General features: G+C 53.1%; 22 protein-coding genes. 10 read left to right on the top strand and 12 right to left on the bottom strand.

What is annotated here, in order from left to right:
* Nucleotides 1-83: 83 nt before the first annotated feature.
* Nucleotides 84-626 (bottom strand): translation initiation factor IF-3, encoded by a 543-nt coding sequence (gene infC, locus ACOTWU_RS03465; protein ID WP_023616141.1) that lies wholly within the window; start codon nt 624-626, stop codon nt 84-86.
* 3 nt (nt 627-629) lie between these two features.
* Complete coding sequence (gene thrS, locus ACOTWU_RS03460; protein ID WP_003857814.1) at nt 630-2,558, bottom strand: threonine--tRNA ligase; 1,929 nt, start codon at nt 2,556-2,558, stop codon at nt 630-632.
* A gap of 321 nt (nt 2,559-2,879) precedes the next feature.
* Here thrS and yncL point away from each other — a divergent pair, with 321 nt between their 5' ends.
* Both yncL and yniD read left to right on the top strand, forming a co-directional pair.
* A complete protein-coding gene (gene yncL, locus ACOTWU_RS03455) occupies nt 2,880-2,972 on the top strand; it encodes a stress response membrane protein YncL (protein WP_071842885.1) in 93 nt (30 codons plus the stop codon).
* Nucleotides 2,973-3,070: 98 nt separating this feature from the next.
* On the top strand, nt 3,071-3,178 hold the full coding sequence (gene yniD, locus ACOTWU_RS03450; RefSeq protein ID WP_003857815.1) for a small membrane protein YniD: 108 nt from the start codon (nt 3,071-3,073) through the stop codon (nt 3,176-3,178).
* Nucleotides 3,179-3,327: 149 nt separating this feature from the next.
* On the opposite strand, the gene ACOTWU_RS03445 is transcribed toward yniD, so the two are convergent.
* Entirely contained in the window at nt 3,328-3,561 is a 234-nt protein-coding gene (locus tag ACOTWU_RS03445) for a hypothetical protein (RefSeq protein ID WP_015570736.1), read from the bottom strand.
* A 263-nt stretch (nt 3,562-3,824) separates the two neighbouring features.
* Nucleotides 3,825-4,583 (bottom strand): DUF481 domain-containing protein, encoded by a 759-nt coding sequence (locus ACOTWU_RS03440; RefSeq protein WP_039272138.1) that lies wholly within the window; start codon nt 4,581-4,583, stop codon nt 3,825-3,827.
* Between the two features lie 296 nt (nt 4,584-4,879).
* Between ACOTWU_RS03440 and pfkB the strand changes: the two genes are divergently transcribed.
* From pfkB to ACOTWU_RS03425, 3 genes are all read left to right on the top strand, one after another.
* Nucleotides 4,880-5,812, top strand: a complete 933-nt coding sequence (pfkB, locus tag ACOTWU_RS03435) for a 6-phosphofructokinase II (RefSeq protein WP_421625758.1) — start codon at nt 4,880-4,882, stop codon at nt 5,810-5,812.
* A 91-nt stretch (nt 5,813-5,903) separates the two neighbouring features.
* Entirely contained in the window at nt 5,904-6,194 is a 291-nt protein-coding gene (gene ghoS / locus ACOTWU_RS03430; protein WP_003857822.1) for a type V toxin-antitoxin system endoribonuclease antitoxin GhoS, read from the top strand.
* 105 nt (nt 6,195-6,299) lie between these two features.
* Nucleotides 6,300-7,160, top strand: coding sequence for a fructosamine kinase family protein (locus ACOTWU_RS03425; RefSeq protein ID WP_126498919.1), 861 nt, complete (start codon nt 6,300-6,302; stop codon nt 7,158-7,160).
* Between the two features lie 36 nt (nt 7,161-7,196).
* Here the strand turns inward: ACOTWU_RS03425 and ACOTWU_RS03420 are convergent, their stop codons facing one another.
* On the bottom strand, nt 7,197-7,733 hold the full coding sequence (locus tag ACOTWU_RS03420) for a YniB family protein (RefSeq protein ID WP_015570741.1): 537 nt from the start codon (nt 7,731-7,733) through the stop codon (nt 7,197-7,199).
* Between the two features lie 141 nt (nt 7,734-7,874).
* Between ACOTWU_RS03420 and hxpB the strand changes: the two genes are divergently transcribed.
* The 4 genes from hxpB (at nt 7,875) to tcyP (ending at nt 11,641) form a co-directional block, all read left to right on the top strand.
* Complete coding sequence (gene hxpB, locus ACOTWU_RS03415) at nt 7,875-8,546, top strand: hexitol phosphatase HxpB (RefSeq protein ID WP_126498920.1); 672 nt, start codon at nt 7,875-7,877, stop codon at nt 8,544-8,546.
* Nucleotides 8,547-8,674: 128 nt separating this feature from the next.
* Nucleotides 8,675-9,436 carry a 2-dehydro-3-deoxy-D-gluconate 5-dehydrogenase KduD gene (gene kduD / locus ACOTWU_RS03410; RefSeq protein ID WP_017693592.1) on the top strand — a complete coding sequence of 254 codons (762 nt, stop codon included), beginning with the start codon at nt 8,675-8,677 and terminating at the stop codon, nt 9,434-9,436.
* Between the two features lie 95 nt (nt 9,437-9,531).
* The gene (locus tag ACOTWU_RS03405; protein ID WP_126498921.1) at nt 9,532-10,122 is read left to right on the top strand and encodes a metal-dependent hydrolase; all 591 of its coding nucleotides are present in this window, start codon (nt 9,532-9,534) and stop codon (nt 10,120-10,122) included.
* A 127-nt stretch (nt 10,123-10,249) separates the two neighbouring features.
* Nucleotides 10,250-11,641: a cystine/sulfocysteine:cation symporter gene (tcyP, locus tag ACOTWU_RS03400; RefSeq protein WP_126498922.1), complete on the top strand. Its 1,392-nt coding sequence runs from the start codon at nt 10,250-10,252 to the stop codon at nt 11,639-11,641.
* A gap of 48 nt (nt 11,642-11,689) precedes the next feature.
* Here the strand turns inward: tcyP and cedA are convergent, their stop codons facing one another.
* Entirely contained in the window at nt 11,690-11,944 is a 255-nt protein-coding gene (gene cedA, locus ACOTWU_RS03395) for a cell division activator CedA (protein WP_071524159.1), read from the bottom strand.
* 187 nt (nt 11,945-12,131) lie between these two features.
* Here cedA and katE point away from each other — a divergent pair, with 187 nt between their 5' ends.
* Entirely contained in the window at nt 12,132-14,381 is a 2,250-nt protein-coding gene (gene katE, locus ACOTWU_RS03390; RefSeq protein ID WP_017693594.1) for a catalase HPII, read from the top strand.
* Nucleotides 14,382-14,470: 89 nt separating this feature from the next.
* Here katE and chbG read toward each other — a convergent pair whose 3' ends face one another.
* The 6 genes from chbG to chbB form a co-directional block, all read right to left on the bottom strand.
* Complete coding sequence (chbG, locus tag ACOTWU_RS03385; RefSeq protein WP_126498923.1) at nt 14,471-15,220, bottom strand: chitin disaccharide deacetylase; 750 nt, start codon at nt 15,218-15,220, stop codon at nt 14,471-14,473.
* Nucleotides 15,221-15,231: 11 nt separating this feature from the next.
* Entirely contained in the window at nt 15,232-16,587 is a 1,356-nt protein-coding gene (locus ACOTWU_RS03380; RefSeq protein WP_126498924.1) for a 6-phospho-beta-glucosidase, read from the bottom strand.
* A 109-nt stretch (nt 16,588-16,696) separates the two neighbouring features.
* The gene (gene chbR, locus ACOTWU_RS03375; protein WP_017384663.1) at nt 16,697-17,515 is read right to left on the bottom strand and encodes a transcriptional regulator ChbR; all 819 of its coding nucleotides are present in this window, start codon (nt 17,513-17,515) and stop codon (nt 16,697-16,699) included.
* Between the two features lie 29 nt (nt 17,516-17,544).
* Nucleotides 17,545-17,892, bottom strand: a complete 348-nt coding sequence (gene chbA, locus ACOTWU_RS03370; RefSeq protein ID WP_003857835.1) for a PTS N,N'-diacetylchitobiose transporter subunit IIA — start codon at nt 17,890-17,892, stop codon at nt 17,545-17,547.
* Nucleotides 17,893-17,939: 47 nt separating this feature from the next.
* A complete protein-coding gene (chbC, locus tag ACOTWU_RS03365) occupies nt 17,940-19,298 on the bottom strand; it encodes a PTS N,N'-diacetylchitobiose transporter subunit IIC (RefSeq protein ID WP_017384664.1) in 1,359 nt (452 codons plus the stop codon).
* 80 nt (nt 19,299-19,378) lie between these two features.
* Complete coding sequence (gene chbB / locus ACOTWU_RS03360; RefSeq protein ID WP_015570750.1) at nt 19,379-19,696, bottom strand: PTS N,N'-diacetylchitobiose transporter subunit IIB; 318 nt, start codon at nt 19,694-19,696, stop codon at nt 19,379-19,381.
* Nucleotides 19,697-19,700 lie beyond the last annotated feature (4 nt).

The following is a 19,700-nucleotide window of genomic DNA, read 5'->3' as shown; positions in this document are numbered from 1 at the left end:
CTTCGCATTGTTAAATAAACGAAACATAGGCGAACAAAACCTATGGGGCCCGAAGGCTCCACAGATTTTGCTGCTTGAAGGCCTTACTGTTTCTTCTTAGGAGCGAGCACCATGATCATCTGGCGGCCTTCGATCTTCGTAGGGAAGGATTCGACTACTGCCAGTTCACTCAGATCGTCACGGACGCGGTTAAGCACTTCCATACCAATCTGTTGGTGGGCCATCTCACGACCGCGGAAACGCAGCGTGATCTTGGCCTTATCGCCATCTTCCAGAAAGCGAATCAGGCTGCGGAGTTTTACCTGATAATCGCCATCGTCGGTACCAGGACGGAATTTAATTTCCTTAACCTGGATAACTTTTTGCTTCTTCTTCTGTTCCTTAGAAGACTTACTCTTTTCATAAAGGAACTTGCCGTAGTCCATGATACGACAAACTGGCGGTTCGGCGTTAGGGCTGATTTCAACTAAATCTACTCCAGCTTCTTCAGCCTTTTCGATCGCTTCTCTCAGACTCACAATCCCCAGCTGCTCGCCTTCCAGACCTGTTAAGCGAACTTCCTGGGCGCGAATCTCGCCATTGATACGATTCGGACGTGCCGTTTGAACTCGTTTTCCGCCTTTAATACCTTATTCCTCCAGTTGTTGAAGACTGCGGCTGCGAATCTCTTGTTGCAGCTTCTCAATCACTTCACTTACGTCCAGGCTCCCCAGGTCTTTACCACGGCGGGTGCGAACGGCAACTTTGCCTGCTTCCACCTCTTTATCACCACAGACCAACATATACGGGACACGACGTAAAGTGTGCTCGCGGATTTTAAAGCCAATCTTCTCATTTCTCAAGTCTGCTTTTACGCGAATGCCCGCATTTTGTAGTTTCTGCGTCAATTCTTTAACGTAATCCGCCTGAGAATCGGTAATGTTCATCACCACTACCTGCACTGGCGCAAGCCAGGTTGGGAAGAAGCCCGCGAACTCTTCGGTCAGGATGCCGATGAAGCGCTCCAGTGAACCGAGAATCGCACGGTGAATCATAACCGGCACCTGACGCTCGTTGTCTTCGCCAACATAAGAGGCGCTTAAACGCTGCGGCAGGGAGAAGTCCAGCTGTACCGTTCCGCACTGCCATGCGCGATCGAGGCAGTCATACAGGGTAAATTCAATTTTCGGACCGTAGAATGCGCCCTCGCCCAGCTGGTATTCGAACGGAATACCGTTCTCTTCCAGCGCTACGGCAAGATCCGCCTCTGCGCGATCCCATGTCTCATCGCTGCCGATACGTTTTTCCGGACGCGTTGAGAGTTTGACCACGATCTTCTCGAAGCCAAAGGTGCTGTACATATCGTAGACCATACGAATACAGGCGTTAACTTCTTCACGAACCTGATCTTCAGTACAGAAGATATGCGCATCATCCTGAGTAAAGCCACGAACACGCATCAGACCGTGCAGCGCACCTGATGGCTCGTTACGGTGGCAGCTACCGAACTCCGCCATACGCAGCGGCAGATCGCGGTAGGATTTCAGACCCTGGTTGAAGATCTGAACGTGGCCCGGGCAGTTCATTGGCTTGATGCAGTATTCACGGTTCTCAGACGAAGTGGTGAACATCGCATCTTTGTAGTTGTCCCAGTGGCCGGTTTTTTCCCACAGCACACGGTCCATCATGAACGGGCCTTTCACTTCCTGGTACTGGTACTCTTTCAGCTTGGAGCGCACGAACGTTTCCAGTTCACGGAAGATAGTCCAGCCGTCGTTATGCCAGAACACCATCCCCGGCGCTTCTTCCTGCATATGATACAGGTCAAGCTGCTTACCGATTTTACGGTGGTCACGCTTAGCCGCCTCTTCCAGGCGTTGCAGGTACGCGTTCAGGGCCTTCTTATCGGCCCACGCGGTACCATAAATACGCTGCAACATTTTGTTGTTGCTGTCGCCACGCCAGTAAGCGCCTGCGATTTTCATCAGTTTGAAGTGATGACAGAAGCGCATATTCGGCACGTGCGGTCCACGGCACATGTCGACGTATTCCTGGTGATGGTACAAGCCAGGCTTGTCATCATGAGCGATGTTTTCATCAAGAATCGAGACTTTGTAGCTCTCGCCGCGCTTCACGAAGGTTTCACGCGCTTCGTGCCAGCTGACTTTCTTCTTAATGACGTCATAGTTGGTTTCGGCGAGCTCGTGCATTCGTTTCTCGAGCGCGTCGATATCTTCCTGAGTCAGGGTGTGGTCAAGGTCAACGTCGTAGTAGAAACCGTTGTCGATAACCGGGCCGATTGCCATTTTGGTGTTTGGCCACAGCTGCTTGATAGCATGGCCTAACAGGTGCGCACAGGAGTGACGAATGATCTCCAGACCTTCTTCGTCTTTCGCGGTGATGATCGCAAGCGTTGCATCGCTTTCAATCAGATCGGACGCGTCTACCAGCTCGCCGTTTACGCGACCTGCGATGGTTGCTTTTGCGAGTCCAGGACCGATATCCAGGGCAACATCCATTGGGCTAACAGCATGGTCGAAATGGCGTTGGCTGCCATCAGGAAGAGTAATTACAGGCATTTTATATCCTTATTTGCAGTGATGCCCCACACATAAGAGCATATACAAAGAAAATAATCGTGATTAAACAGTAGATTACGAAACCATCTGACCAACAATCGTCAAATTGGTTCGTCATCATGCACCTGCCGATTCAGATAAATGCGAATTTACGGCAAGCAGGGTAATGGTAACACTATTGAAAGGGCGAATGCACCTTCTGCGACCGTTTGAACCGTTCATCCTTTTGTCTGCGTTCATGAACTTTTGCTGACGGAGGCTCGCAATCCGAAAGTGCTAAGCTATTCTTGACTTGGTCCTTAAACATCGAAGGGGTATCACATGAATGTATCCAGCAGAACCGTTGTGATATTGAATCTACTTTCCGCTGCTTGCCTGGTATTGATTCTGGCTGACAGATTCCATTGGTTTTAAGCCGAACCGGTGTTCCGGCATAACCTGTTGTCCAGGGTTGAGCGCTTTCTGGCGCAGATTTTGGTAGACTAAGGGTATCAACTGACAAGGATTAGGTTATGCCAACAAAAAGATTTGCCGTGAAGCACTGGAAAATGGTCGTGGTGTTAATTGCTATTTGCGGCGCGATGTTGCTGCTGCGCTGGGCCGCAATGATCTGGGGCTAATATTTTGTCAGCGAAAACGTGCCGTGAATTTACTGAATAAATCTTAACTATCTTTACGATAATTTATGGTCCATAACCGGTACGTCATAATCCGGTTTTCGACAGGCTGTGACAGCGTATATATTCCGTCACACGTGGCAGTTGAAATATCAGGACCACTCACCCGCCACCAGCTTGTGTACATCAAATGCATCATTCATTGACTGGCCGGTAGACTGAGAGCCAGGGGCAATGTTGGAGCCTGCTTCTACATCCGAGGCTTTAGCGATCCCGATTGGGCTGTTAACGTCACTGGCAGGTTGCGTCATATTATCAGCAGCAAATACGCCAAATGAAAGTGCGGAAAGCACCATCGCTGCTGTAGCGGTTTTGATTTTTTTCATAATTTTATTCTCATACTTATTTAATGCGATACGCCTGAGGCGAGTTTTTCGCCTGTGCCGTAAGTGTAGATCTGGATCACATTTTTGCCTAGTCAAATTATTTATCAATTCGTGTCAAATAAACTGAATAAACCCTGGTCGGCTAATTATGGAGAAATTATGAAGATGAAACCAGACCCATTATTTTAAAACGCCGTTTAATATAAATAAGCACAGTTTCAGAAAATAAAAAACGGGCCGAGAATAATCCCGGCCCGACGATATTACATTTTATAACCTAAAGAAATCGTGGTTCGGCGATCGGTATGTTCCGGCGCAGAATCAGGTGGGGATGAGTTCCAGGTTACGTTGTACGCCACCTTGAGTCCAAAGTGTTCGTTGATGGCCACATTCAACGCACTTTCTGAGTTCAGCGTTGTATCTTCAGCACCAAACACCGACACACCCTGGGTGAATTTTGCGTTGTCCGTCATCTGCCATGCATAGGTGCCCGATGCATAACCCAGCGGCTGGGTTTCATCTTCGCCGTTGGTGTACTCGTCGTAACGGACACCCGGACCGAATTCAAAACGCAGGCTGTGCACCGGCCCATTGAGGAACTGACGACCATAACCCGCAGTTACGACATCACGCTGGCGATAGCCGTTGTAGCGGTCAGTCAGCCAACTCGCCTGCCCGAACAGGTAGTCATAATCGGTCATGTTGTATCGGCTACGTCCGCCTACCGCGTATTTCTCCGATGAGCGTTGATCGTTAGCAGAGGTGTTGCTGGCATTTCCCCACAGCGACCAGGCCGTGGTGTTGCCGTACCAGGTCAGGGTGCTGTCTGCGGTCAGGGAGGAGCTTTTCGTATTACCGGATTGCGCCAGATACCCGGCATTCACGTTACCTTCAAAGGGTTTTTTGGCAGTGGAGGGATCGTCCATGACAGTAAAAACGGTATCATCGGCGATTGCATTCAGTGACGCAAATACGCCACCCGCCAGCATCAGTGCTGCGGGTACTGTCTTCAAAAGCTTCATTTTATTTAAGGAGTCCGTACAACATAAAAAGAGACCGTCACGGTCTCGGAAACTTTCTTGCGGATCAATGACAAGGCGACCATAGAAAGGTAACAAATTATAAAAAGCCGCAAATAACATAGCAATATTTTCTTCTTTCATTTTTTGAATAAGAACGATCCCAAAACGTGTTTTATTTTATATGCCCGGCGCAGGTTATTTGTCAGCATTCATATTTAAAATCATACTGTTATTTACGTTGCCTTCCTGCCAAACGGTGCCAGGCTTAAAAGAACCCATGATAAAAGGAGGTCATGATGGCTTCGATTTATACGCTGACACTCTCCCCTTCCCTCGACTCCGCGACCATGACGCCGCAAATCTACCCGGAAGGTAAGCTGCGCTGTAGCGCGCCGGTGTTTGAGCCGGGCGGCGGCGGCATCAACGTGGCGCGCGCTATTACCCATCTCGGCGGAAAAGCCACCGCCATCTTCCCCGCTGGCGGCGCCACGGGAGAACATCTGGTTGCGTTGCTGGCAGATGAACAGGTGGCCGTAGACACCGTCGATGCTAAAGACTGGACCCGGCAGAACCTGCATGTCCATGTTGAATCCAGCGGCGAGCAATATCGTTTTGTGATGCCGGGGGCGAAATTAAGCGATGATGAGTTTCGTCAACTGGAAGAGAAAGTGCTGACCATTGAAAGCGGCTCATTACTGGTGATCAGCGGTAGCCTGCCGCCGGGCGTCAAAACAGAAAAACTGACGGCGCTGGTTCAGGCGGCGCTCCAGCGCGGCATCCGCTGCATTGTCGATAGCTCGGGCGAAGCCCTGAAGGCGGCGTTAGAACCCGGACAACTTGAACTCGTTAAACCTAACCAGAAAGAGCTCAGTGCCCTGGTTAATCGAGAACTCAGCCAGCCTGATGACGTTCGTACTGCCGCAGAAGAGCTGGTACGTACGGGCAAAGCGCATCGCGTTGTGGTCTCTCTCGGTCCTCAGGATGCGCTGGCCGTCGACAAGACGGGCTTTGTACAGGTTGTGCCACCGCCGATGAAAAGCCAGAGCACCGTGGGTGCCGGTGACAGTATGGTTGGCGCGATGGTGCTGAAGCTAGCGCAGGGCGCTTCGCTTCTGGAGATGGCACGCTATGGCGTCGCGGCAGGGAGTGCAGCCACCATAAACCAGGGAACGCGTCTGTGTTCGCTTGCGGATACCCAGAAAATTGTCGATTACCTGGCGAGAAGCTGAACCTGCTTCCCCTTCCCATGGAGGGGGAAGTCGCTAAACAGGGCATATCGACTATGCTAAGAAAACTTTCAGGATAACAACGAGGTGAATTATGAGCAGTGGTGATATCACCCGCTACGTCGTAACCGTGAATATTCATGAGGCGTCGCTGACCGAACTGAATGAACTCAACAACGCGTTCACGCGCGCCAATTTTCTGCTCACGCTGACGGACGATGAGGGCAATATTCACGATCTCGGCTCACTGGCATTTGGCCTGATAAGCCCGCTGAGTCAGGAAGAGGTGAAGGCGCTGGCCAGTAGCCTGGTGGAAAGCGTAACTGACAAAGCCACGGAAATTGATGTGGATAGCTGGGAAAACTGGCATAAAAAAGAACAATAAGTGCCCTGTACAAAATTAAACCGCTCAGTTGTGCGTTAGTTCCTGTTTTTTTATAGCCGTTTTGCGCTAACTTTATGATCTGGCAGACAACATGGGAGAGACATCATGTGGCAGGCTATCAGTCATCTTTTAAGTGAGCAGCTGGGTGAAGGTGAAATTGAACTGCGTAACGAGCTGCCAGGCGGAGAGATCCATGCCGCATGGCATTTACGTTACGCCGGGCGCGATCTTTTCGTTAAATGTGATGAGCGTGAATTGCTCCCCATTTTTACTGCCGAAGCCGATCAGCTTGAGCTGTTATCGCGCAGTAAAACAGTCGCCGTTCCGCAGGTATTAGCCGTCGGCAGCGATCGTGACTATAGCTTTCTGGTGATGAACTATCTTCCCGCGCGCCCTCTGGATGCGCACAACGCCTTTATTCTCGGGCAACAGATCGCCCGTTTGCACCAGTGGAGCGATCAACCTCAGTTCGGGCTCGATTTTGATAACGACCTCTCCACTACCCCACAGCCAAACGCATGGCAGCGCCGCTGGTCGACCTTTTTCGCCGAGCAGCGCATCGGCTGGCAGCTGGAGCTGGCCGCTGAAAAGGGATTAGCGTTCGGCAACATCGACGCGATTGTTGAACACATTCAGCAGCGTCTGGCTTCGCATCAGCCTCCGGCTTCCCTTCTGCACGGAGATTTATGGTCAAACAACTGTGCACTTGGGCCTGATGGTCCCTATATATTTGACCCGGCCTGCTATTGGGGCGACAGAGAATGTGACCTCGCAATGCTGCCGTTGCACCCTGAACAGCCGCCGCAAATTTATGATGGCTATCAGTCTGTCTCGCCGTTACCTGCGGGTTTCCTTGATCGTCAGCCGGTTTATCAGCTGTACACCTTGATAAACCGGGCTATTTTGTTTGGCGGGAGTCATCTGGTGAATGCCCAGCGGGCGCTGGACCGCATTCTGGCGGCATAGCGGGAGGGGGCGGCTTCACGCCCCTTCCCTTAGGATTTACAGGAAGCCAAGCAGCGTAAAGAAGAAATACCCGGCCACAATGATAATGACCGGCAGGATGTAGAGCGGGAAAAACTGCACAAAAATGGTATGCCGCGGAACGACAATGCGCGATTCGATCTGCTCGCGGCTCATCCCGTCAGGGCCTTTCGCCTTCTCGAGGATCAGCTGGTCTTCCACCCCTTCGCGCAAAAAGCGGGTCTGGCGACTCATGCGCGCGCCGGAGGCCTGCAACGCCATCGCGATAAATATCAACGCATAGATTATCCAGAAACCGACATTCAGCTGGTGGTGAAAATCCGGCGTGGGCGAGTTGAACCAGAAGACGTTCAGGAACGGGGTGTTAAACCGCATCATCTCAATCATGACGTGCGCAAAATCAAGCATGACGGCATTGATGCCCGGCTGTTTTTCGCTGTGATCGTACATAAATTTGAGTACGGAGATCAGCGTTGAAATCAGGGCGGGAATGAAAATAACCCAACCAGCAATACGTTTTAAGACCGCGATGCGTCCAGCTTGTTGATACGTCATTAGTTCCTCTTCATAAAGACGCGTTATTTGTGCCTAAGTCTACCTGCTGTCGGTCATTTTCGCCCGCTCTTTGAATGCAATATGCTAAATTGCTTGTGCTTAGCACCGTTTGTCTTACCCCCAAGATAAGGAGATGTTGTAATGTCGACCCCGCGCCAGATACTTGCCGCTATTTTTGACATGGATGGATTGCTGATTGATTCCGAACCCCTGTGGGATCGGGCTGAACTGGACGTGATGGCCAGCCTCGGCGTCGATATCAGTCGTCGTAACGAGCTTCCCGATACCCTGGGGCTGCGCATCGATATGGTGGTTGACCTCTGGTATGCCCACCAGCCATGGGTTGGCCCGGATCGCGACGAAGTAACGGCGCGCATTATCAACCGCGCCATCTCCCTCGTAGAAGAGTATAAGCCGCTGTTGCCGGGCGTACGCGACGCTATCGCCCTGTGCAAGGCGCAAGGGCTGAAAGTGGGGCTGGCCTCCGCCTCACCGCTGCATATGCTGGAAAAAGTGCTGACGATGTTCGGGTTGCGCGACAGTTTCGACGCGCTGGCCTCGGCCGAAAAGCTTCCTTACAGCAAGCCACATCCGCAGGTATATATGGACTGCGCCGCGAAACTGGGGCTGGATCCACTTACCTGTGTGGCGCTGGAAGATTCGGTTAACGGCATGGTGGCGTCCAAAGCCGCTCGTATGCGCTCCATTGTTGTGCCGGCTGAAGAAGGCCGACACGATACCCGTTTTGCCCTCGCGGACGTCAGGCTGACGTCTCTTGAAGAATTGACTGCCCGCCATCTGCGCGGGGAGTAACACTCTTTCAGGCAGCTTCGGCTGCCTGTCTCGCCAAATCAAAACAACGTTTTACTTTATTTGCTTTTCTCATTCCAGACTCCTATTCTTACGTGCAGAATGACAATAACCTGACTTCTGAGGCGCGTATGATACTGGATGCTTTTACTCTGGCAGGAAAAGTGGCGATGGTGACCGGGTGCGATACCGGTCTGGGGCAAGGTATGGCCATTGCCCTCGCCCAGGCAGGATGCGATATCGTGGGGGTTAACCGCAAGGTTCCTGACGAAACGGCAGCGCGCGTTACGGCGCTGGGACGACGCTTTATCGCGATTCGCGCCGATCTTGGCAAGCAGGAGAGTATTCAGAGCGTGGTGGATGCCGCGGTCGCTGAGATGGGCCGCATCGATATTCTGGTTAACAATGCCGGCACCATCCGCCGTGCCGATGCGCTGGAATTTAGCGAGAAGGACTGGGACGAGGTCATCGATCTCAATCTGAAATCGGTCTTTTTCCTCTCTCAGGCAGTGGCGAAACAGTTTATCGCGCAGGGTCAGGGCGGCAAGATTATTAACATTGCTTCCATGCTCTCCTTCCAGGGCGGCATCCGGGTGCCCTCCTATACGGCGTCCAAAAGCGGCGTGCTGGGCCTCACCCGCCTGCTGGCGAACGAATGGGCAACGCTGGGCATTAATGTGAATGCTATAGCGCCGGGTTACATGGCGACCAATAACACCCGGCAGCTTCGCGATGATGAGCAGCGCAGCCAGGCGATCCTCGACCGTATTCCGGCGGGTCGCTGGGGTCTGCCGGAGGATTTACAGGGTCCGGTGGTGTTCCTGGCCTCATCGGCCTCTGATTACGTTAACGGCCATACCCTCGCCGTAGACGGTGGCTGGCTGGCGCGCTAACCGCGCGTTTGTGACAAAGAGTTACACCGTCACCTCTTTCACACACTGTATAAAAACCCTATACTGTATGAATCGACAGTTTACCGGGTTTTATCATGACGGCGGAAGGCCACCTGCTTTTTTCACTTGCCTGTGCAGTGTTTGCCAAAAACGCTGAACTGACCCCTGTGCTGGCACAGGGGGACTGGTGGCATATTGTCCCTTCCGCCGTGCTGACCTGCCTGCTGCCGGACATAGATCATCCAAATTCATTCCTTGGCCAGCGGCTGAAGTGGATTTCAAAACCCATCGCCAGAGCCTTTGGTCATCGCGGGTTTACCCACAGCCTGCTGGCCGTATTCGGCCTGCTTACACTCTTCTATTTGAAGGTTCCGGAGAGCTGGATCGTCCCGGCGGATGCCATTCAGGGCATGGTGCTCGGCTACTTAAGCCATATCCTCGCCGATATGCTGACGCCAGCGGGCGTACCGCTGCTCTGGCCCTGCCGCTGGCGTTTCCGTCTGCCAATCCTCGTGCCGCAAAAAGGCAACCAGCTGGAGCGCGTTCTGTGTATGGCGCTGTTTGCGTATGCCGTGTGGATGCCGCAGACATTGCCCGAAAATGGTGCAGTGCGCTGGTCATCGCAAATGATCAACTCGCTACAATTTCAGTTCAATCGTTTTATTAATCACCAGATTGAACATTAAACCGACAATATAATCACTTTTGTCATAAACCATTCCATATGGATATAAGCGCGACATCACACTTCTGATAACCTTGCGCCAACAGGTTCGGTAAAAACCGACCGTATAATAAATCAGGAGAACGGGGATGAATTTTCCACTCATCACGAACATTGTTGTGTTCGTCGTATTGCTATTGCTTCTCGCCCAGGCTCGCCACAAACAGTGGAGCCTGGCGAAAAAGGTACTGGTCGGTCTGGTCATGGGCGTGGTGTTTGGCCTGGCCTTACACGCCATTTACGGCTCCGATAGCCCGGTACTGAAAGATTCCATTCAGTGGTTCAACATTGTCGGTAACGGCTATGTACAGCTGCTGCAAATGATCGTTATGCCGCTGGTATTCGCCTCTATTCTGAGCGCCGTAGCCCGCCTGCATAATGCCTCTCAACTGGGTAAAATCAGTTTCCTGACCATTGGTACCCTGCTCTTCACCACGCTGATTGCGGCGCTGGTGGGTGTGCTGGTAACCAATCTGTTTGGCCTGACTGCTGAAGGTCTGGTGCAGGGTAGCGCTGAAACCGCGCGTCTGACGGCGATTGAGACCAACTACGTGGGTAAAGTGGCCGATCTGACCGTTCCGCAGATGGTGCTCTCCTTCATTCCGAAGAACCCGTTCGCTGACCTGACCGGTGCAAGCCCAACCTCCATTATCAGCGTGGTGATCTTCGCGGCATTCCTGGGCGTGGCTGCGCTCAAGCTGCTGAAGGACGATTCGCCGAAAGGCGAGCGCGTTCTGACAGCCATCGATACCCTGCAAAGCTGGGTGATGAAGCTGGTGCGTCTGGTCATGCAGCTGACGCCGTACGGTGTCCTGGCGCTGATGACCAAAGTCGTGGCAGGCTCTAACCTGCAAGACATCATCAAGCTTGGCAGCTTTGTGATCGCCTCTTATCTGGGGCTGGGCATTATGTTTGTGGTGCACGGTATCCTGCTGGGCGTGAACGGCGTTAGCCCGCTGAAATATTTCCGCAAAGTCTGGCCGGTGCTGACCTTCGCCTTCACCAGCCGTTCCAGCGCGGCATCTATCCCGCTGAACGTGGAAGCACAGACCCGTCGTCTGGGCGTACCGGAGTCTATCGCCAGCTTCTCGGCCTCCTTTGGCGCCACCATCGGGCAGAACGGCTGTGCGGGTCTCTACCCGGCGATGCTGGCCGTGATGGTTGCCCCAACCGTGGGGATTAACCCGCTGGAACCGGTCTGGATTGCGACGCTGGTGGGTATCGTGACCATTAGCTCCGCCGGTGTTGCGGGCGTGGGCGGCGGCGCGACCTTCGCTGCGCTGATCGTTCTGCCTGCGCTGGGACTGCCGGTGACGCTGGTTGCCCTGCTGATCTCTGTTGAACCGCTGATCGATATGGGGCGTACCGCCCTGAACGTGAGTGGCTCAATGACCGCCGGTACCCTGACCAGCCAGTGGCTGAAGCAGACCGACAAAACGATTCTCGACAGTGAAGAAGATGCGGAACTGGCCCATCGTTAATCACGGCTGAAATAAAAAAACCGCCTGCGGGCGGTTTTTTTATGGCTGTTATTCTTCAACCTCTTCATCCTGGCGGGTCTGCACAGCCCATCGCTGCGCCGATTCCGGCACCGTAAACGCAGGGGAGCGACGGAAGTGCTCGCCAATCAGCACGAAGGCAACGTATTTACCCCGTAACATCCAGACATCGCGAAAACCATCCACTTTCAGGGCATGGTCAGGCGGCGCGGGTTCAACGCGGGGCACATAGCTAATAACCTGGCGGTTTTGTTGACGAAGAGGTTTCATAAGCGACGGGTTCACTAAAGCAAATTCTTAAAGCAGGAAATTTCTATCATAGCCGATTCTCCCCCCACCCGTCGCGCCTGACGTGAGGCAGATGGCTCCTTTCGCTAATCACTTATCTGAAAACGCTTAGTTCGCCTGCTAATTCATCACATTGTTCTATCCTTAATAGGGTTTTCAGGAACGAACAAAGGAGAATCGTGCAATGTCGAACAATGATAAACCTCATCAAGCCCCTATTCATGGCACCGAAGAATCTCAACCGGGAATGGACTCACTCGCCCCTGCGGATGGCTCTCATAAACCGTCGCCGGGCCTGTCCGCGCCGGGCGAGCAACCTACTGCACCGGGAAGCATGAAGTCACCCGATGCGGACAACGAAAAGTTAAAATCTCTCGACCCGCACCGCAAAGGGGGTGAAGGCTATGCGCTGACCACCAATCAGGGCGTGCGCATCGCCGATGACCAGAACTCCCTGCGCGCCGGAACGCGCGGCCCGACGCTGCTGGAAGATTTCATCCTGCGGGAAAAAATCACCCATTTCGACCATGAGCGTATTCCTGAACGTATCGTTCACGCTCGCGGCTCCGCGGCGCACGGCTATTTCCAGCCGTACAAGAGCCTGAAGGCGATCACGAAGGCGGATTTCCTTTCCGACCCGAACAAAATCACACCGGTATTTGTGCGCTTCTCTACCGTACAGGGCGGCGCGGGTTCGGCCGATACGGTGCGTGATATCCGCGGCTTCGCCACCAAATTCTATACCGAAGAGGGCATTTTCGACCTCGTCGGGAATAACACCCCGGTTTTCTTCATTCAGGATGCGCATAAGTTCCCTGACTTTGTCCATGCGGTAAAACCAGAGCCACACTGGGCCATACCGCAGGGACAAAGTGCGCATGACACCTTCTGGGACTACGTCTCCCTGCAACCGGAAACCCTTCACAACGTGATGTGGGCGATGTCTGACCGGGGGATCCCACGCAGCTATCGCACCATGGAAGGGTTTGGTATTCATACCTTCCGTCTGATTAACGCTGAAGGTAAAGCGACGTTTGTGCGTTTCCACTGGAAACCGGTCGCGGGGAAAGCGTCCCTGGTGTGGGATGAAGCACAGAAGCTGACCGGGCGCGATCCGGACTTCCACCGTCGCGAACTGTGGGAATCCATTGAAGCCGGTGATTTCCCGGAATACGAGCTGGGGTTACAGCTGATCCCGGAAGAGGACGAGTTCAAATTCGACTTCGACCTGCTCGACCCGACCAAGCTTATTCCTGAAGAGCTGGTGCCGGTTCAGCTGGTGGGCAAAATGGTGCTTAACCGCAACCCGGATAACTTCTTCGCGGAGAATGAGCAGGCTGCGTTCCACCCGGGCCATATTGTGCCGGGGCTGGATTTCACCAACGATCCGCTGCTACAGGGCCGTCTGTTCTCTTACACCGATACGCAGATCAGCCGTCTCGGTGGACCGAACTTCCACGAAATTCCTATCAACCGTCCGACCTGCCCGTACCATAACTTCCAGCGTGACGGGATGCATCGCCAGGATATCGATACCAACCCGGCGAACTACGAGCCAAACTCCATTAACGATAACTGGCCGCGTGAAACCCCGCCGGGGCCAAAACGTGGCGGATTTGAGTCGTATCAGGAGCGCGTGGACGGAACAAAAATTCGCGAGCGCAGCCCGTCATTCGGCGAATATTACGCTCAGCCTCGCCTGTTCTGGAACAGCCAGACCCCGATTGAACAGCAGCACATTATCGGCGGTTTCAGCTTTGAGCTGAGCAAAGTGGTGCGTACCTACATTCGCGAGCGCGTGGTCGACCATCTGGCGCATATTGATATCCAGCTTGCTCAGGGCGTGGCGAATAATCTCGGCATCACGCTGACTGACGAGCAATGCCATGCCGCACCGCCAAAAGACGTGAACGGGCTGAAGAAGGATCCGTCCCTGAGCCTGTACGCGGTACCTGGCGGGTCAATTAAAGGCCGCGTAGTGGCTATCCTGCTGAATGATAAACCGCGCGCCAGTGACGTGCTGGGGATCATGAAGGCGCTCAAAACCCAGGGCGTACATGCCAAACTGCTTTACTCCCGCATGGGTGAAGTGACAGCCGACGATGGCTCTGTCCTGCCAATTGCCGCGACCTTCGCCGGGGCACCGTCGCTGACGGTTGACGCGGTGATTATGCCGTGCGGCGACGTTGAGAGCCTGCTCGGTAACGGTGATGCCGCCTATTATCTGCTGGAAGCCTATAAGCACCTGAAGCCAATCGCCCTGGCAGGCGATGCGCGGAAGTTTAAATCTCTGCTGAAGGTACCGGATCAAGGGGAAGAAGGCATTGTCGAAGGTGATAACATTGACGATGCGTTTATGACCCGGTTGTTTGACCTGCTTGCCGCCCACCGCGTGTGGTCGCGCAGCAGTAAGATTGACCAGATACCGGCGTAAAAAAAAGCCGGGTGGCGCTGCGCTTACCCGGCCTACATTTCGATTGCTTTTGTAGGCCCGGTAAGGCGAAGCCGCCACCGGGCTTTATCTTAAAGATCCGCGAAAGTTCCCAACCGATATCCACGCTCGGCAATCGCGTACTTCAACGACGCCGACGTCAGCACATCCAGTTCCGCCAGACGCGGCCAGCAGTAGGCGCTCTTACGTACGATGTTATCGACAAACGCCGGGTGCGCCATTACCTCAAGCGAGCGCTCCCCTTTCGCGGCGGACTCATCCAGCACCTTCAGGAACAGCGCTTCGTCGATCTCGTCGCCATAAAATGCGCTGCTGAACCCCTCCGTTGACGTCATCGCGACGTCCGGCAATCCGCGCACCTCACGATCCATGCGCATCGCCACGCCTCTACGTTGCGCAAACTCTGCCACAAGCGGGAAAATCGCCGGGATCATATGCACATGATGATGGCTGTCAATATGGGTAGGCTCGCGGCCAAACACATCCACAAAGCGGTTAAACTGGCAATCCAGCTCGCGGGCAATCTCATCGAGCGGCAGAGCGTCCTGCTCCGCCATTTCCCAAATCCATTTCCCCAGCTGGCCGTCGCGCGTCAGGCCCGGCATTGGCGAAAGGGGCAACCCAAGCGTCAGCACAAAGTGCATGCCCACGCCCAGCTCGGGCAGCTCACGGCTTAACTGCGCCGCATGTTCCACCGCCTCACCGTTGATGAGCGCTGTTGTAGAGGTCACGACGCCCCGGCGACAGGCTTCAATAATGCCGTAGTTCTGCCCTTTTGACAGGCCAAAATCATCGGCATTGACGATCAGCAGGTTTTCCATCGCGCCTCCTCTTAACGGTGTGTGAGTTTCAGTTTCTCAACCGTTGCAGCAAAGTTTGGCAGCCATTTTTCATGCGCCAGGATCATCTCACTCGCGAGTTTTTCAGCGTCACGGTCAGAATGCACCAGCGGGCTGAGGTTCAGCGCCAGCAGCACGTCATTCAGTTCGCCGCTCAGGGCCGCATTGCTCGCCGCCACTTCAAAGCCTTTGATGGTGTGAATCAGGCCCATCACCTTATCGTCGAAGTGGGTAATGCGGGGATGCGGTTTTGCACCCTCGCGCCCAAGGATGCAGGTCATCTCAACGGCCCAGTCTGCCGGGATATTGTCGATGTGCCCGTGATGGGGAACGTTCACATAGTGCTCGGCCTGCTTGTCATTGTAAATGGCGTTAATCACTTCACACGCGGCATCCGAATAGTATGCCCCGCCGCGCTGCTCCAGCTCTTTCGGTTTGACGTTCAGGTTCGGATCTTTATACAAATCAAACAGCTGCTTCTCTACTTTCTGCACAACCTGAGCGCGTGCGCCACCTTTGTAGTATTCGCCCATTTCAATGGCCAGCATCTCTTTCTGCTTGAAGTAGTAGAGCAGATACGAGCACGGCAGCAGATTCAGGGAGCGGATCAGCCCTTCGCTGAACGGCAGATCGAAAATGTTTTTCACCGAGGCCGCGGTCAGGCGACCAGAGGCGACGCCGTCGAGCAGTTCCGCAAAGCGCGATTGCCCGTTCACTATCACATCTTTGATAAAGACCATGTGATTCAGGCCGAACAGATCAATGGAGAGATCATCGTTATCGGTCAGTTCCAGTACATCGCGGATGAACATCTTCATGCCAATCGGAATATTGCAGACGCCGATAAAGCGTTTGAAACCGGTGTGGCGATAGACTGCCTCGGTGACCATCCCGGCCGGGTTGGTAAAGTTGATCACCCAGGCGTTCGGGCAGATCTCCTCCACGTCTTTAATGATGTCAAAAATGACCGGAATAGTACGCAGGCCTTTAAACAGGCCACCTGCCCCGTTGGTTTCCTGGCCCAGATAACCGTGGCTCAGCGGAATGCGCTCGTCCAGCTCACGCGCCTTCAGCTGGCCGACGCGCAGCTGCGTGGTCACGAAGTCAGCATCTTTCAGTGCCAGGCGGCGATCCAGCGTTTTATGCACGATTAAGGGCACGCCCGCTTTTTCAACCATGCGTTTGCACAGTTCAAAAATAATATTCAGCTTCTCCTGACCTTCTTCAACATCCACCAGCCATAATTCGCTGACCGGTAATTCATGATACCGTTTCAGGAAACCTTCAAGTAATTCCGGGGTATAGCTGCTGCCGCCACCAATGGTTACGACTTTTAATTTCTGTTGCATAATATCTCCCTTAGCGTATCAGGTTAATCGCCTGCAAGGTATAGCGTACTCTTCCCGCTATTTGGGCAAGCCATTACGTCACTGTTCCTGGCGGATAAACCGCCGAAAGTTAATTAATTACCGTTAAATTTTTGCGGTAACTGTTCGGTGTGAATGAAGTCAATTTTTTAAAGGTTTTAATAAACAGGCTGGGGCTGCTGTAACCCGATTCGTAAGCGATATCGGTGACAGAGTAGTTAGTAATTTCCAGCTGTTTTTTGGCAAAGTTAATGCGGATTTCATTAATGATTTGCACAGGCGTTTTACGGTAATAACGCTGCGTGGCGCGCGTCAAATATTCCTGCGATTTACCCGACAGCGCCACCATATTCTCCAGGGCGTTATCGCTGAACTGTCCTTTATCGTGCATCAGCTCCACGGTACTGCGCAGCCACTGAGGAATATCATCCACCACCTGCTGTTCTTCACGGTGATGGCGGAGGCGATTCATGACGTAGAACGTCACGGTTTCAATAAATTCATCAAATTCATTGTCGCGGAAATTCAGCGAGGCGATAACCGTTTCAATCCAGGTCATAAACTCATTTTTAACGCGATACACCTGTGACGCCACAAAGCAGAACGGCACCAGCGGCAGATAGTGCTTCTCGAAGAAACGCCTGCTCACCCCTACGTTCAGAATGCGTGTCGCACCAAACTCATAAAAGCTCTGGTGATAAGATCCCATTGGCAGGAAGACGAAATCGCCACGCTCAAGCAGGACGCGCTTACCGTTGATCTCCTGATAGTAGCGGCCGGTCAGAACAATCGTGAACTCGTAGTAGTCATGCTGGTGCAGACCGCTGGCGCTCTCCGTTTTGTTGTAAATCACCACGTGAAAATTTTTGCCATTAAACAGCTGTTGCTCATGTGCGGTTTTGATTTCCATCGTGCTGACCTCCTGCTACTTCAACTGATTTATTGCATCTTCTCGTGAAGCTCGATGAGCTCCGCTACCAACTCGCGTGCCAGCATGGAGGTCATCAGATGATCCTGCGCATGTACCAGCACCAGACTCACTTTCATCTTCCCTTCGCCCTGGTCGCTTTCGATGAGCTTCGTCTGCACCAGATGCGCTTCGTTTAACGCCGTACGGGACTGCTCCATCATGGTTTTCGCGGCAACGAAGTCGCCCTGCTTAGCCTGCTTAAGCGCCGCATACGCCAGGCTACGTGCCTGCCCGGAGTTGATGATGAGGCCCATCACCACCTCTTCCAGATCGTTCTCTGCGGTTTCTTCGGCAACGATACTCTCTAAATCTAACATCTTTAAGCTCCTTTACGCTGGCGCGGGTTACCCCGCGCCGTGCAATTTTAGAATTTCAGTGCGAGGGCGATATCCTCTTCGCTCTCTTCTTCATCGATAACCGTTGCGGCCTTATTCGCAATCGCCACGAACGGCATGTAGAGCAGGGTTGCAATCCCGAGGTTGAATATCGCCAGCAGGAAGGCCGCCACGCTACCGTTGGTGTTGAAGAACGCGCCCAGACCAGCCGGCATCGTCCACGGCGCAATGTTGGTCACCGGCGGGATAATGCCCAGGTAGTACGCCGTCAGCGTAATCGCGGCCAGCAGCGGTTGAACCAGAATGAAGGGAATGAACATCACCGGGTTCATGATAATTGGCAGACCAAACAGGATCGGCTCGTTAATCTGGAAGATGCCTGACGGCAGGGCCAGCTTCGCAACCTGACGATGGTCGGCGCGGCGAGAGACAATAAAGACCGCGATGATCAGACCCAACGTCGCCCCGGTACCGCCCAGGAAGATATAGGAGTCAAGCATCGGCTTCGCCCACACATGGAAGGTTTTACCGGCCGCCAGCGCCGCATCGACAGAGCCGTACTGCTGGTAAAGCGCGACGTTTTCCAGTGCCCACGGGGTCATAATACCGCTGTCCAGCGCCGCCAGTGCCAGTGAACCATGCACGCCGAAGAACCACAGCAGGGAGGTAAAGATGACATACGCCCAACCGACCACGCTACCCATCGACGCCAGCGGCGTTGAGATAGAGTCCATAATGATCTGGTGGAAGTTAGTTCCCCAGTGAGAGAGCGCCCAGGCAATAATCCCCATGATGGAGAGAATAATGAAGCCCGGAATCAACGCGGAAAATGAACGAGAAACGGAGGCCGGAACGCTATCCGGCAAGCGGATAACCCAGTTACGGCGAATAATGAAGGTGAACATTTCGGCCACCACCAGCCCGATAATAATACCGGAAATGATGTTTGCCCCACCCAGCCAGTTTGCGCCAACGGCGTAAGCGTCACCCACGCTGTACGGTGTGACGGTCATGAACGCGGCAATGGACAGTAAGCCTGCCGCCAGCGGATCAACTTTACGCTCTTCCGCCAGCGCCATTCCGATAAAGAAAGGCGCCATTAGCGACATAATACCCAACGTACCGTTGTATACGTTGCCGCCAATGGCTTTTAAACCATTAAGGGTTTCAATAGTTGAAGCATCTAACCTAATTCCTAATGAATAAAAAAAGGAACCTTCTCCAAAGCTCAGAAAAACGTTGTTAATTAAAACGAACATTGCCCCGGCTAATGTCAACGGCATTAATTTAATAAAGCCGTTCTTAATGGCATTAACGTGAGGCTGCTTTCCTATTTTAACAGCAAAAGGAAGGAGTACCTTTTCAAGTGAAGCGATGACTTTACTCATAGGAAAATACCCTTAAATGCCGCAACGACCGTTACGGCGTATTGTGTGTGAAATAACTCTTTGACGGGAAAAATAAAAAATTAATTAGCAGCTTTTTTAATCGCCGCAACGGCAGCTTTTAATACACCTAAACCATCAATCTTGCCGTATAAAACGGAATCGATCACTTCGACCGGCTTATTGGGTAGCAGACGTTGAATTTCTGGCAGCATATAAGCGATTTGCGGCCCGAGTAAAATAACGTCTGCTGTCTGGCCCTTCTCGCCCGCCAGCGTTTCCGGAAACGCCTCAATCACCACAGGGACTTCATACTTTTCGGCCTGCGCGCGCATTTTGGAAACCAGCAGCGAAGTGGACATGCCCGCAGAGCAGAACAGATAGATATGTTTCTTTTCCATGATA

The organism is Enterobacter cloacae complex sp. GYL001 (assembly GCF_049237125.1).
GTDB classification, from domain to species: Bacteria; Pseudomonadota; Gammaproteobacteria; order Enterobacterales; family Enterobacteriaceae; genus Enterobacter; species Enterobacter hormaechei_C.
The sequence above is the reverse complement of the archived record's forward strand: the minus strand, read 5'-3'. Positions and strand labels throughout refer to the sequence as shown.